Raw genomic sequence first — 13,960 nt, 5'->3', positions numbered from 1 at the left:
TCTTTTCCGACATGCTCACACACCTTAATAGGGTTTCAAGATTACCCTTGTTTGTGTGTCCGGAAAACTATAACCACTTCACTGTTTTCATGCAGCAAGCGCGTTGTGCAGTAAAAATATAATCGCAAAAATAGTTTGTGCTATTCAGGTATCAATATTAGTAAGCAATACCGATGCGTTCTTTTTTATAGGTGTTTTTTTCAGCTTCATCAATGAGTGCAACGGCAAAATCCTGTACAGAGACCCTGCTGTTTCCATCGTTGTCGATCAGCAACTGATCGCCACCGGTACGGTATTGACCTGTGCGCTCCCCCGGGAATATCTCTGCTGCCGGACTGACAAATACCCAATTCAGGGTACTCTCACTCGCTTTGAACAGGGCAAGTGCTTCGCCTTGTGCTTTGGCTTCAGGCTGGTACTCTGCCGGAAATTCGGGTGTGTCAATCAGTGCAACGCCTGGTGCAACTTCCAGGCTGCCTGCCCCGCCGACCCACAGTAATCGGTTTATGCCGCAGGCAGGCAGTTCTTCAAGTAGCCGTCTGGCTGTGTTGGGGACGATGTCATGGTTGCCCTTGGCGCGACCGCCAATTGCGGCGATGACAACGTCAGCACCCTGAACAGCATTCGTCATACTTTCCTGTGAGAGCAGGTCCAACGTGCGCGTTTCTACGTTGTTCTCGTCATCAGCATTGTTGGTTGTACGGCTGATTGCGATTACCTGGTGGCCACGAGTCAGTGCTTCTTGCTTGATGGTGGAACCAATCCACCCTGTCGCACCCAGAACGGCAATTTTCATGTTTCTCTCCATGCCCGTGTTTATGGTGAGGCAAGTATTTTCATTTTTCGGGCTGTAATAAATGACGAAAAATGAACATAGTTGTTTCATGAAATGAAACAGTTGTTGAGAGAGTCGAGTGGATAAGTTTGAAGCGATACGTAGTTTTGTAGAGGTCGCACAGACGGGTAGTTTTACACAGGCTGCTGAACAGTTAGGCCTGAACAGGGCAAAAGTCACACGCCATGTACAGGAGCTGGAAGACTGGTTTAACCTGCGGTTGTTAAACCGCACCACGCGCAGTGTGAGCCTGACGCCGCCAGGCCATGATGTATTGTTGTCTTGCCAGCGTATTCTGAATGATGTGGCCGGACTGGAAAATCTGGCACAGTACCATACGGAAGAGCTGGTGGGTGAGATTCGCATAGCTTCCCCGGTCGGACTCGCCCAGGGGCTGCTTTACGATGTGCTTGACGCGTTCTCCAAAAAACATCCGAATGTTGTTTTCCAACTGTTGTTATCAGATAAGAATGCACAGTTGGTCGATGAGCGTGTTGATATTGCCTTACGGTATACCGATAAACCGGATGAAAACCTGATTGGACGACACCTTCTGCATATTGAAAGTGCCATCTGTTGTTCGTCAGACTATTTGAAACAACACGGTGATATTTCCCATCCCGATGATTTGCAGGATCACAATTGCCTGATTCATATCGATCAGGATCAATGGTGTTTTATCCAGAATCAACAGCCGCTCATTGTAGCCGTGAGCGGCTCAATCCGTTCCAATGAGCTGGGGATTATCGTACATGCAGCAATGAACCATTTGGGGGTCGCTTATTTACCCTGTGATCTGGCGAACAAGTACCTGAAGGATGGTCGGCTTGTTCAGGTGCTTAAGGAGGTGCCGTTGCCTGTCATGTCGCTATGGGCGCTCTATTTGTCGCGGAGTTATCAGCGGCCAGCGATCAGGGCTTTCATTGATTATCTGGCTGACCGGTTGAGTGAAGATGTTTGCGTTCCTGGGTGATTTACCCTTTGATAGGGTGCAAAAGGTAGCATGAGGTATTTAAATAGAATTAACCATTGCTGCTGATATGAATGAAGGTTGACTGTTCATGGAAGAACATGAAAGTAACGGTTGCTTTGTCCTGTCGTCCACATGGTTGAGCACTCTTCCATGCTCTCTTACAAGTAAACTAGCAATAAAAGAGCAGTATTGACCAATAAAACTACCACCAAGATAAAAAAACAAAGTAAAAAATGGTTTTAAAGAAGGTGCTATTTCTTTGATCGATTCATTGGAGTATACATAAGGTAATGTTTTTTATATAAAAAACAAAGATAATCAAAAAGGCAACGGGCATAATTATTGTAAAAATACCGGGCATAGGCGCCTCATTGATAAAAGGTATTGGCTTGATCAAGACGCATGCCTTAATTCATTTTCGCAGCATTCTATCAATCGGGTGATGGCAACACCACTCTTGAGGGCTGTTGCAAACGTTGGTTGTCTTTTACAGACCAGTGTTGAACATGTGCAGGTCGTAGAGGAATGCACTACCTATCAGTTTACTGGAAGGTACCAGCAGAAAGCCAATTCCGTAAAATTGATCGTTGTGGACTTTTGTTCGATCCAATAATGAATTACGAGAGCATAGTGAGTATTGCATAGGCGCTAAGCCGGATATCCTGTTGATCACGCGTAATGACCGGGTTATTCAACACTTCTGAAGCTATTTTTTTTATTTTATCTGTATAGGCTTGCAACAGGCTTGGATTGACTTTGTTGCTCTCAGTCATGATTAATATCTCTAAAAGTCTTGTCATTGAATAGTGTTGTTCACCTCTAACAAAATCACGAATACATTTGTCCAAGTGTTGGGGAGGGATGGGTTTACTTGGTTTTTCTTTGTGTGATTTAATCAATGGCTCAATCAAACCTATGGGTAATGTGGGCGTATTTTCAAGTAACCATTTTCGAGCCGGCATTCTGAATTCATCAAATAGGGTATATAAATTAATGTTCTGCAGCTTCTCATTATTCAGCCCAATACCTTGAAGCTGTAATGGTTCTTGCGTTGTTAAGGCTTTTAGTGTTTCTCGAATCAGCCCGGTTTCATTTTCTGGTTTCAGTATGCGCCAAATTTCATGTATAAGGTGGAAGGAGGGGGCATGTGATGTACTCACATATTGTTGGTAAATCTCTGGGTTTTGGTGAACGCCTTCTGGTAAGCCTTTTAGTAGCAGACCCTCTCGGTCACTGACAGAAATGGTATCTAATAGATACCTGGCTTCTTCAGGTATTGGCCGGTAATGAATCAAAAAATCAAGGAAATGTAGAATTTCCTCCCTGTTTTGGGGCTCTATCGGTTGTCCTTTAGGTAAACTTCTTAAAATTATGTCAGCAAGTAAGGCTTTTTGTTCATGAGTATCCGTAAATATTAATGTTGTCATCCAGGAGGTTATAATCTCTGTAATTTTTTCGGGCTTGCTGATGTGATCAATAATTACATCAGCATGGTTGGCCAGTTCCAGGGATCGCAAGGGCATTGCAACTAGCAGAGTGCATAACTCTTCCTGAGTTTCGGTATCTAAGTCGGTTTCTCCTTCGCGTAGTTTACTGATCAGATTATCCATTTCAACAATGGCACATGATTTCCAGTCATCAGCAATGGCCCGCTCAATGGCGCGCTCGACATCACTTCTATTGCAGGAAGGGAGGACTTTGGGCGTTTCCATGATTGGGATGATTGGGGAGACGGCTACCCCCTGCCATTGGCTAATCCACTGGTTTAGCAGATCTGCTACATTTTGGAATGTAGGTTGGGTTAAAGGATCTGCCTCTGCTCTGTTATGGAGTGTTGCTAAGAGCCTTTGCAGTTTGTCTATGCCATAACTCAAAAGCAGATTGGTAAAGTAGTTGTCACGTCGACTAAATGGATCATTGCATCGTTCAGATAATGCCTGTGAATAAAGTAAAAGGTAATCGGTTTTTTCATTGGGCAATTCAAACAGTCCCTGCTCTTTGAGATCGTATAATCGTAATGCAACAGTAAGTGGATCTTGGGTAAGAGCCTTTCGTATTTTATCTTCTCCGACTACTGGATCAGCATCACAACCGAATCCAAGATACTGAGTGATTCCCTGATAAAGAACGCTTTCGCCTCCAGCCAAAGGGGTTGGCATATGAACAAAACGGCAGCTGCGATATTTTAATAGAGGGTTAATTACCTTCCCTTTCTTTTGCTGCAACAGAAGCCAGTGAATCAATTCACACTGGGCTTTGACCTGTCCCTTTTCTGCAGCTGTCAGCAGCTGTTGTGTGACATCAATAGCTATGTTTGTACGTGGTTGGATGCCATGGTGCCATGTGAGTATTGCCAGATGGTAAGCAGACTGACATTTGAACCACATGTCAGCAGCATCTTTGAGCTTGCCCAGTGACAATAGCTTGAAGCCAACCGAATGCTGATAATGCATGCCAAGCGACATGATTTTACTGGATGATGCAAGGTTACTAAACAGATCTGCGTGCCTGTCATCTTCAATTAAAACGCGAATAAAAAGATAATGGGGAGACTCTTGATCTAAAAATACTGTTTGTTGAGCTAAGACATCATCAGTGATCAATGACGATTCATAGGCATACCATAGCAGTATGGATTTTTCTTCATCATCGAGCGCTCTGCCTCTCAGAGTTTCATCAAGGAATGATTCCATGTTGCTTTTGTTGCTCTCAAGTTGATATATGAAAAACCTTACAAAATGTTTGCTTTCTTTGTTTCTGATTTTGATTTTTCTTATTTTTGAAATGCATTGCTCCTTGCTTTGCATGTCACCATGAAAGAATATTTTTAATATTGTTCTTGGGTGGTATAGCCTGATGTTATGTATGAAATATTGAAAGCGAAATTCTGCTTTGGTTTCACATGAATTTCCTGCCCAAAAATATAGGTCGCTCTCTTCCTCGGATAGACCATGTCTATTTCTGAGCATCTGTTCAGGTTTTTTAACTAATAAGGCTGTTTTCTGTTTCTCCATTTTTTCAATAGCGTTCTTCATTGATCGACTGGTTTTGTTAGTGTGGTTTTGGTAATAATTATTTGTTGCCCATAGCAACTGACTCTCTAATGTGAATTTGATTTCATTTAGTGAGCTTAAGTATTTCTCTAGTTTTTTCTGTAATAGTGATAGTATTTCAGTACTGCTCTCCATAGGTAATAATGTAAACCATTTGGTCACTAGCCTGACAAGTGTTGCCGGATCAAATTCATGTTCAATAGTGAGTCTTTTAAGGTTTTCGATAATGTCATCAATCGATTCAGCTGCTTGTATTTTTGGCATAATATGATGATGTTTCATATAGGCGTTGTAACTTGAATGGATAAAAGGTAATTTTGCCATTTCATCAATAGTATGCGCTTCTTGGAAAGACGCAGGATGATCAGTTAGGGAACGCTTCATTCTCAATAGGTATGCCTGTAATGTTGAATGGTGAGGTGTTCCGGTTGTGCTTTTATCTAGTGCATTGTTCACTAAAATCATTAGTTGGTTGATGGTTGAATGCGCCAGTGTAATAGAAAGCATATGCTGTTTTGTAATGGTCAAATTACAGCGTTCTATAAGCGTTTGACACATGTCAGGGCTAATATGCCAATAAGAATAATTGAGAAAGTTACAGGCCGTTTCTACCCAGCCGTTAAGCAAAGAAGGATCTTTGCTTTCTTGCATATGTTCCCATACAGACATGAACTGATTGAATCGATAATGGGTTTCCAGAGGATGGGCTGATACCGTACGGATTGATGATAACTGCTGATAATAATCAGGCAAGCCAGCTCGTCTGATCTGGTAGCCTTCTGGAACTTTTTCTTTCCATGATTTAGACCTTCGCTTTAGGAATGGGTCTTCTAAATCCCATGCTTGCTCATAGTAGTGACAGGCTTCCATAGGATTATCTTGCAGTATTTTTTCTTTGGCCAGACTATTGAGGTTGTTTATATTGTCGCATTTCGGCTTACCTGTAGCGTGAGATAGTTCAATGCATAATAAATAGCATTGTTCCGGTTTCCGGCTGTGTAACCCACACATGTGTAGTTGATGGAAAAATGCTCCCATTCCAGGGTGCTTCCACCATGCCCGAAAATCCAGTGAGGGGGTATCAAGTAGCCTATCTACTAGCACAGTATCGTCTATCGTAGCGGTTGCATCTGACATTACCAGCATATGAAAGTAGGTGGAGAGTGCGTTTTTTTGTTCCGCTGTTTCTATTAATTTTCCATCACCTTTTCCATGTTTGAGTACCTGAGCACAGTGCAGGTATGTGAGTGCTGCAGGGTCTTGGGTGTATTGACAGTCAGTCAATATTCGGACTGTGCTTTCTGGCAGGGGGCGAACAGGTTCTCTGCCAATTTTACGTAGATTGTCCATTTCGAATATCGATTTAAATCCTGCATATAACAACAAATCACGCGTTTCTGGATTAGCCTGAATTGTGAGGTCATTCAGTAATTGTGTCGCATTACTATTCATTTCGGTAAGACGTTGTTTTTGTCTATTACCTTTTGCGCTATCACTCTTAGGTTTAATGCTTTCCAAGTGAAAGCTGTATAGGCTGTATGCTAAATCCGGATATTCTGAAAAATGTGGTTTAGGGGCTTGAATAAATGGTGTGACATATTTGTGTGGCAGATCTTTGTGCGTTCTGGCAAGTTCACTTAGCAAGTGAATGGCAGCCAAAAAATTTTGTTGTGCTAGCTGGTTGAGTGTCTCGATAGTACTTGTTGCGGAATCATCACGAGCCAAGGCACATGTCACTTGCCAAAACTGATAGACGTTTTCAACAAACGGACTGTTTTGCTTTTCATCGGGATGTGTATGGAGTTCTTCCAGGTAGTTTCTTGCCTCGTCATACTCTGGAGCTCCAAAGGCTTCACTCGTGTAGATGAAGGGAATTAATAGTTGGATTTCGGGATAGGGTTGTGCACGCAGAAATTTAACCAGTTCATTTTTTTCATGATTAAAGTCTGTAGTGTTGCGTAACTTGACCAGTTTAACCATTTTATTAATGGCAACTTCATGGTAGTCCATTGGTGATGGCAGTTGGGTGTTGTCCTGTGCCATATCCGAAAGGTGTCTTGAGGCTTCGGCTGGAAAGAAATTGACGTCGGTTGATAGTGTATCGGGGCATGATTCACTGAATAACAAGGCTTTTATAAGAAGCTGTCTGGCTCTCTGGCTACCAGCATCAGCAGCCCATCGCCAGCAAAACAGCATTAATTTGCTGTTGGTGGGTAGGGGGCCAGTGTCATCGCTGGCAGCATAGGCGATATCTAGCAGCCAGTTAATGAAGTCTTCAGAGTCTGCTGCAGGCAAATGTAGGCAGGAGGTCATATCCTGCATAATATGGCAAAGAAAAATAACACTATTTAAATATAGGATGAGATTATTTGCCTCTGGATTGCTTGATAAAATATTAACAAGAGTGATGGCTGTTTTTAGCGCTTCTTTAAATTTCTTGTCCTTATAGAGTGTTAATACTTTTGCAATATTGCTTTCAAAGCGAATGAGCTCATCAGGTGTTGTTACGGGTTTGTTTTTCCCAATTTCAAAGCCGCTTTGGTTAACAACAGATAGAATAGGTCTTGTTATTTCTCCTGGCACAGTGATGTCGTAATAACTCAGCCATGATGGGTTCCTCGGTCTTGATTGTCTGAATATGGGTATCCAGTTCATTGGCGTGGACTCATTGATAGTCATGCTGGCGGATGTGTCAGTACTTTGAGCTTTTGGCGCCGATGCTGAGTAATGTGGGTTTAGTCCTGTTGCTTGCATGATTAACGTCAGTCCTTTTGGATAAATAGTGCCTGCTTCTGACAGGAGTAGACAGGTTTGATGTGGCAGAGTTCAAAATTTCTAATATTCGATAATTGCTAGCTGTTTTTTCGTAGAGCCAGTACAGGCTGGCTGAAAGAGAGGGGGATCTGGCGCAAGTTGAGAAACAATGATAACAGGGTCTTGCGAAATGAGGTCAGTTGGGTTTGGTTTTCTGGTCGTTTGATTGTTGGTTCCGTATGGCAGGAAGGATCGGGGGAAAGAGTGGCAGAATGCCTCATAGAAGCATTCTGCTACAGAGGGCAGTAGTCTATTACAGGCCTGTGCTGAACATATGCAGGTCGTAGAAGAAGATACGCCCCATCAGTTCACTGGCCAATACCAGTACGAAGCCAACAGCAGGCTGGCGAACGCCGGTGTTGGAGCCGCGCATGGCCGGTACGATCCACAGGCTGACACCCAGGAACAGCAGGGCAAAGCGGGCGGCCAGCAGGCTGTGATGGTAGTCCTTCACCATGAACGGATCGATCGCTGTGGACAGCTGACCCAGCCAGAACAGGTAAAGCACAAAGCCGGTGGCAATCACTGCCAGGGCAATCAGTCCGATGGTGGACAGTGCCTTGTCAGCATGACGCGCAAACAGGCCCATCCGGTCAGACTGGCTGCGGACCAGTACCGCTGCACCCATCACACCCAGCACCACAGCCGGCATCACAAACTGGAAAACGGTCCAGTCGGTGTTCCAGGTGGGCACGGTGGCCAGGGTGTAGACGTTGGCAATTGCCAGCAACAGGGCAACACCCAGTGCCATGGCGCCCAGCAGTACCAGGCGGTGCAGGGCTGGCAGGATGTTCAGCAGGGTGGCAGCGATAAAGGTAAACGCCACACCGCCAAACAGGCTGGTGGTCAGGATCTCAACGCTCAAAGGCGAGAGGTGTTCCAAACCGAAGATGACATTGAATGCACGCAGCGGCTGGCCCAGGTGGGTACCCGCGGCCAGACCTGCCACACCGAGGATCACCAGTGAGGCGATCTGCAGCCGACTCAGCAGCTGCAGGCGGTCGCGCTGACCAAAGCTGGCGAACTGCAGGCAGCCCAGCACCAGGAAGATACCGACCGCGCACTGCGCCAGAACGGTGAAGAAAACCAGGGATAATTCGTGCATGATTACACCTCCCGGACATTCAGGATGCGGCCGGTGGTATCACCGGTCGGGCGTGCGTGGCGGTTGGCCTTGATGACCAGGTTCGGTTTGGTCATGCCGGAATCCGGCAGCGGCGCTATGTCGGCACGGTCGCCGTACTTGGCACGCAGCTCGTCAATGGGGCCAAACTCCAGCGCACGCAGCGGGCAGGAACTGACACAGATAGGCTGCAGACCCTGTTCCACACGGTCGAAGCAGCCGTCGCACTTGGTCATCAGCTTCTTCTCGGGATCGAACTGGGGCGCACCGTACGGGCAGGCCATTTCGCAGTAACGACAGCCGACGCATACCTCGGCATTCACGGCCACCAGACCATCCTGTTCCCGCTTGTGCATGGCGCCGGTGGGGCAGGCCTTGGTACAGGCAGGCTGGTCGCAATGGTTACAGCTGATGGATACGTGATAGGCGAACACGTCCTGGTTCCAGGTGCCGTCTTCGTTCTGTACCCAGCTGCCGCCACCGTATTCATAAATACGACGCCAGTTCACCCCGATATCCAGATCATTGTCGTCCTTGCACGACAGCTCACAGGTTTTGCACCCGGTACACCGGGTGGTATCGATATAGAATCCGTATTGGGTCATGGTTCAGTTCTCCGTCATGCCTTGGCAATTTCCACCAGATTGGAATGCTGGGGGTTGCCCTTGGCCAGCGGTGAAGGACGTTGGGTAGTCAGGGTGTTCATACAGGCGCCACGGTCGATGCCGTTGCGGTCCGGGGCGTACCAGCTGCCCTGGCCCATGGCGACAACGCCGGGCATGATCCGCTCGGTGACCTTGGCGGCCACACGGATTTCACCGCGGTCGTTCCAGACTTGCAGCATGTCACCGTCGTTAATGCCGCGTGCCTGGGCGTCGATGGGGTTGAGCCAGACTTCCTGACGGTTGGCGTCACGTAATACATCTACGTTGCCGTAGGTGGAGTGGGTGCGTGCCTTGTAGTGGTAGCCGAACATCTGCAGCGGATACTGCTTGCTGTGAGGCGCTTCGTGACCTTCCCAGGAAGATGCATATTCCGGCAGTGGTCGGATGATGTCGCCGTCTTTGAGCGTCCAGGTTGCGGCAATCTGGGCCAGCTGTTCGGAGTAGATCTCGATCTTGCCGGACGGAGTCGCCAGCGGATTGGCTTCCGGGTTCTCGCGGAATGCACGGTATTCGACGTGTGGTTCTCCCGGGTTGGTCTGTTTGACGATACCCATTTTGCGGAAGGTGTCGAAATCCGGCAGTTCCGGGTTGATCTTCCGGGACTCGGCATAGATAAAGCGCAGCCAGGCTTCCTGGTCGCGACCTTCAGTGTACTGAGCTTCCACGCCCAGTCGCTTGGCGACACCGGTACACATGTCATAGACCGAGCGGCATTCGTGCAGCGGCTCGACGGCAGTGTCACAGAAAATGGCGTAACCCATGTTGCCGCAGCTGCCGTTGGTGGAGAAGTCCGGCTGTTCTGCTGCAGTCAGGTCAGGCAGCAGGATGTCCGCATAACGGGCGCTGGCCGTCATGTGGTTTTCGATGACCACGATCATTTCGCACTTTGTGTCATCCTGCAGGATTTCGTGGGTGCGGTTGGTGTCGGCGTGCTGGTTAATGATGCAGTTGCCGGCGTAGTTCCAGATGAACTTGATCGGCGCCTTCAGACGGTCAGCACCACGGATTCCGTCGGTCAGGGCGGTCATCTCGTCGTGGCGATGGATAGCGTCGGTCCACAGGAACATGGGGATGGACGTGGTGACCGGATTGCTCAGGGTCGGGAAGCTGGCGAACGGAATGCCCCAGCTGCCTTCACGGGCGCCGGTGCCGCCGCCGGGAATGCCGACGTTGCCGGTCATGATCGCCAGCATGCAGATGGCGCGGCTGGCCTGTTCGCCGTTGGTGGTGCGTTGAACGCCCCAGCCCTGCATGACGTTACAGGGTTTGGTGCTGGCGATCTCACGGGCCAGGCGAATGATGGTTTTCTCGGGTACTGCAGTGATACGCGCAGCCCATGCCGGGGTCTTGGCGGTGCCATCCGGGCCGTTACCGAGGATGTAGGAAACCCAGGAGGAACCCTTCGGTGCAGACGCTGGCAGGCTGTCTTCGTCGTAACCGATGGTGTAACGGTCGATGAATGCTTTGTCCACCAGGTTTTCGGTGATCATGACCCAGGCCATACCGGCTACGAGGGCGGCATCAGTACCGGGGCGCAGGGGTACCCATTCATCATTGCCGCTCAGCACGGAATCCGTCATGCGCGGATCGAAAGTGATCATCCGGGCATTGCTGCGAGCACGGGCTTCAGTCATCTGGTAAACGACACCGCCGCCACTCATGCGGGTTTCTGCCGGGTTATTACCGAAGTTGACGATCAGCTTGGTGTTGACGATATCAGACGAGCAGTTGCTACCGACCCAGCTGCCACCGAACAGGTAAGGCAGGCCAACGGTGATCTGTGCGGTACTGTAGTCACCAAAGTGGTTCAGGTAACCGCCCCAGCAGTTCATCAGGCGGGCGATAGGTGTAGCCGCCGGTGGCCAGGATTTGGAGACGGTGCCACCCAGCGTACCGGTGCAGTAGTTCAGGTAGATGGCTTCGTTGCCATACTGCTGCTTGATGCGCTTGAGATTGTCCGCGATGGTGTCAAACGCTTCATCCCAGCTGATACGTTCGAACTTGCCTTCGCCACGGTTGCCGACCCGCTTCATGGGGTACTTCAGACGATCCGGGTTGTAGACCCGGCGGCGGAAGGAGCGACCGCGCAGGCAGGCGCGCACCTGGTGGTTGCCGTATTCGTCGTCACCGGTGTTGTCGGTATGGGTCGCGACAATAACACCGTCCTTGACCTGGTGGCGCAGGGCGCAACGGGAACCGCAGTTCACCGTGCAGGCAGACCAGACGGAACGCACCGCTTCGCGTTTTTCCGCAGGGGTGGTCTCTGGTGTGTTGGCCAGCGCGCGCAGCGGCAGGCTGTTGCCCGCGACAATGGCAGCGCTGCCGGCAGCGGCGCCCCATTTCATAAAATTACGGCGCTTCAAGGGGGACAGAAGCACCTTGTCCAGTAAATTCTTCATGCAGTCTATGGATTGCTCTCAGGGAAGAACGGGCTTTTCAGAAAGTTTCAAGTCAATCAGGAATGTCCGCAGTGATTTGTTGTAGCAAAGGGGCGGATATCAGTTCATTCCACTGCGCATGATACCCGTAAGAAAGTCAGGGGATTTTGACCTGTGGCAAAGAGGTGAAGTGTTACATCATTAAACCTTAAAATGCATATGACTCTTGTTTGCTCTATCACTTCAGATTTAAAGGATTTCTGTATGGTAAGCTAGGTAATCCATAATGCCCGGTGGTGTTCCAGGCTTTGGTGGCGAATATTTTTTAAAAACATCAAGCGCAATGGGGGAGTGTACACAGTATAAATTCATGACGCGTTTTCCCATCTGTTTTCGGCAAATAAATCGGCACCTGTCTGCTAATGACATATCATTTGGGGATATGTTTGGAAATTTGAGCCATTGATTAAAAAGTCTGAAAACACCTTGATATTGTTTTCTTTGACGACACTGGTCTTTCTCTAAATATTTATTATCAAGTATCGCCCATCTATGTTCATCGATTGTATTTGGTGAAATGCCCAAGTTTAAAAGCAAAGCACAAAGAGGAGTGTGTTGTTTATAGTAAGCTCTGGATAATATATGGTCCGTTCCGCCGGCTTTTCTAGTGAAAGCTCTGGAAAATATATCGTCCGTTCCGTAGGCTTTTCTAGTGAAAGAAGCGCCGGCCTCTATCAGCATTGCAGCTATATTGATTGAGGTGTTTTTCTCAATGGCAAACAGCGTGCTTTCTCCGCCATGGTTTGGGTTAGCTCCTGCATTCAGCAATAATGAAACGATATCCTCATGGTTTTTAGCGGTTGCAGCCCAAAGAGGTGTTGAATATGTATAGTCTTCTGGAAGATTGGGGGGGTCATAGAAGATAAAATCTGTAGGGGTGACCCCATCGTGATAATTTTCTTTAAGATATTTCAGTAATGCTGGGGTCATGGTGATCGATTTGTTGACTTTTGCTCCTTTGTCTATAAGTGCTTTTGTGACATGGATATTGTTGTGATATGCAGCTGCTTTGAGGGGGAATGATACAGTCTTTTCGTGTTCAGCTTCTATGTCAGCATTGGCTTCAATAAGCATCATGGCCGCTTCTGTATTATTGAAGTCGATTGCATATAAAAGGGGCGAGCGAGCGCCAGCATAAAGAGGCTGATCGAGTGATGTGATGTTGCGATGGATTATGTGTCTTAAAACAGTGTTGCTGAATCGTTTTGTGGCCATCCCTAACATATAGGTAAAGTCATCGTGCGGGTTGTTTTTTTTATATAAATCGGTTAATAAGATACAAGCTATTTTATCATCCCACTGATAACGTATAGATGCCCTTAAGGCTCTTTGAGGAGCATCATCTTTTATATCATAGTGTCCTGCTCTTGCTAGTAGAGTGGCCATGGCTTCCAGTTCCTTGACTTTGCTGGGCGGCTGCCACCAAAAGCCTTGTTCCAATACGGAACTTAGCGGAGTACTCTTCCATCCGGATCCGGCTTCAATGTTTTTGGCGCCGGCTAATACTAGGGAACCTGCGATTAAGTCCCCAATAATAAGCTAATCTCCACTCAGCCCTTGCCNCCATTATTGAGCCTCATTACCCCAAACCCGGTAATGGGCGTAGACCTTACCCGTTATCCACCATGCTCCGAATACACTGCCTTCAACAGTGGTACAGCCTCAGCGATCCGGCCATGGAAGATGCCCTTTATGAAATTGCGTCCATGCGATTATTTACCGGATTATCTCTGGATAAAGCGATTCCTGATCGCACAACCATTATGAACTTTCGACACCTGCTGAAAGCTCACAATCTGGCCCGGGCTATTTTCACGGACGTCAACCAATGGCTGACAGAGTCTGGTATCGTTTTGAAAGAAGGCTCACTGGTCGATGCCACGATCATCGAAGCGCCGACATCCACAAAGAATCAGACAGGGCAGCGAGATCCCCAAATGCACCAGACAAGAAAGGGTAATCAGTGGTATTTCGGAATGAAGGCGCATATTGGTGTCGATGCCCGTACAGGTTTGACCCATAGTCTGGCGACAACAGCCGCCAATGAACATGACCTTAA

The 13,960-nt window shown here is 47.8% G+C and carries 7 protein-coding genes and 1 pseudogene; 2 read left to right on the top strand and 6 right to left on the bottom strand.

Annotation, left to right across the window (positions count from 1 at the left end):
• Nucleotides 1-157: 157 nt before the first annotated feature.
• Nucleotides 158-796 (bottom strand): NAD(P)-dependent oxidoreductase, encoded by a 639-nt coding sequence (locus tag ABD892_RS00720; RefSeq protein ID WP_345192819.1) that lies wholly within the window; start codon nt 794-796, stop codon nt 158-160.
• Between the two features lie 118 nt (nt 797-914).
• Here ABD892_RS00720 and ABD892_RS00715 point away from each other — a divergent pair, with 118 nt between their 5' ends.
• On the top strand, nt 915-1,808 hold the full coding sequence (locus tag ABD892_RS00715) for a LysR family transcriptional regulator (protein ID WP_345192816.1): 894 nt from the start codon (nt 915-917) through the stop codon (nt 1,806-1,808).
• Nucleotides 1,809-2,425: 617 nt separating this feature from the next.
• On the opposite strand, the gene ABD892_RS00710 is transcribed toward ABD892_RS00715, so the two are convergent.
• The 5 genes from ABD892_RS00710 to ABD892_RS00690 all read right to left on the bottom strand — a co-directional run bounded on the left by ABD892_RS00710 (nt 2,426) and on the right by ABD892_RS00690 (nt 13,287).
• Nucleotides 2,426-7,615, bottom strand: a complete 5,190-nt coding sequence (locus ABD892_RS00710; RefSeq protein WP_345192814.1) for a hypothetical protein — start codon at nt 7,613-7,615, stop codon at nt 2,426-2,428.
• Between the two features lie 313 nt (nt 7,616-7,928).
• Nucleotides 7,929-8,780, bottom strand: a complete 852-nt coding sequence (locus ABD892_RS00705) for a dimethyl sulfoxide reductase anchor subunit family protein (RefSeq protein ID WP_345192811.1) — start codon at nt 8,778-8,780, stop codon at nt 7,929-7,931.
• A gap of 2 nt (nt 8,781-8,782) precedes the next feature.
• The gene (locus tag ABD892_RS00700) at nt 8,783-9,403 is read right to left on the bottom strand and encodes a DMSO/selenate family reductase complex B subunit (protein ID WP_345192808.1); all 621 of its coding nucleotides are present in this window, start codon (nt 9,401-9,403) and stop codon (nt 8,783-8,785) included.
• A gap of 14 nt (nt 9,404-9,417) precedes the next feature.
• Nucleotides 9,418-11,862, bottom strand: coding sequence for a DMSO/selenate family reductase complex A subunit (locus ABD892_RS00695; protein ID WP_345192806.1), 2,445 nt, complete (start codon nt 11,860-11,862; stop codon nt 9,418-9,420).
• Between the two features lie 228 nt (nt 11,863-12,090).
• Nucleotides 12,091-13,287 carry an ankyrin repeat domain-containing protein gene (locus tag ABD892_RS00690; protein ID WP_345192804.1) on the bottom strand — a complete coding sequence of 399 codons (1,197 nt, stop codon included), beginning with the start codon at nt 13,285-13,287 and terminating at the stop codon, nt 12,091-12,093.
• Between the two features lie 170 nt (nt 13,288-13,457).
• Between ABD892_RS00690 and ABD892_RS00685 the strand changes: the two are divergent.
• Nucleotides 13,458-13,960: pseudogene (locus ABD892_RS00685) on the top strand (IS5 family transposase); the annotation flags it as partial.

The sequence above is a fragment of the Kistimonas scapharcae genome, assembly GCF_039540975.1.
Taxonomy (GTDB): domain Bacteria; phylum Pseudomonadota; class Gammaproteobacteria; order Pseudomonadales; family Endozoicomonadaceae; genus Kistimonas; species Kistimonas scapharcae.
The sequence above is the reverse complement of the archived record's forward strand: the minus strand, read 5'-3'. Positions and strand labels throughout refer to the sequence as shown.

What these genes read in the sequence shown, in the direction of transcription:
- ABD892_RS00720 (WP_345192819.1), bottom strand. Translation starts at nt 796, where the DNA reads ATGAAAATTGCCGTTCTGGGTGCGACAGGGTGGATTGGTTCCACCATC.
- ABD892_RS00710 (WP_345192814.1), bottom strand. Translation starts at nt 7,615, where the DNA reads ATGCAAGCAACAGGACTAAACCCACATTACTCAGCATCGGCGCCAAAA.
- ABD892_RS00705 (WP_345192811.1), bottom strand. Translation starts at nt 8,780, where the DNA reads ATGCACGAATTATCCCTGGTTTTCTTCACCGTTCTGGCGCAGTGCGCG.
- ABD892_RS00700 (WP_345192808.1), bottom strand. Translation starts at nt 9,403, where the DNA reads ATGACCCAATACGGATTCTATATCGATACCACCCGGTGTACCGGGTGC.
- ABD892_RS00695 (WP_345192806.1), bottom strand. Translation starts at nt 11,862, where the DNA reads ATGAAGAATTTACTGGACAAGGTGCTTCTGTCCCCCTTGAAGCGCCGT.
- ABD892_RS00690 (WP_345192804.1), bottom strand. Translation starts at nt 13,287, where the DNA reads ATGGCCACTCTACTAGCAAGAGCAGGACACTATGATATAAAAGATGAT.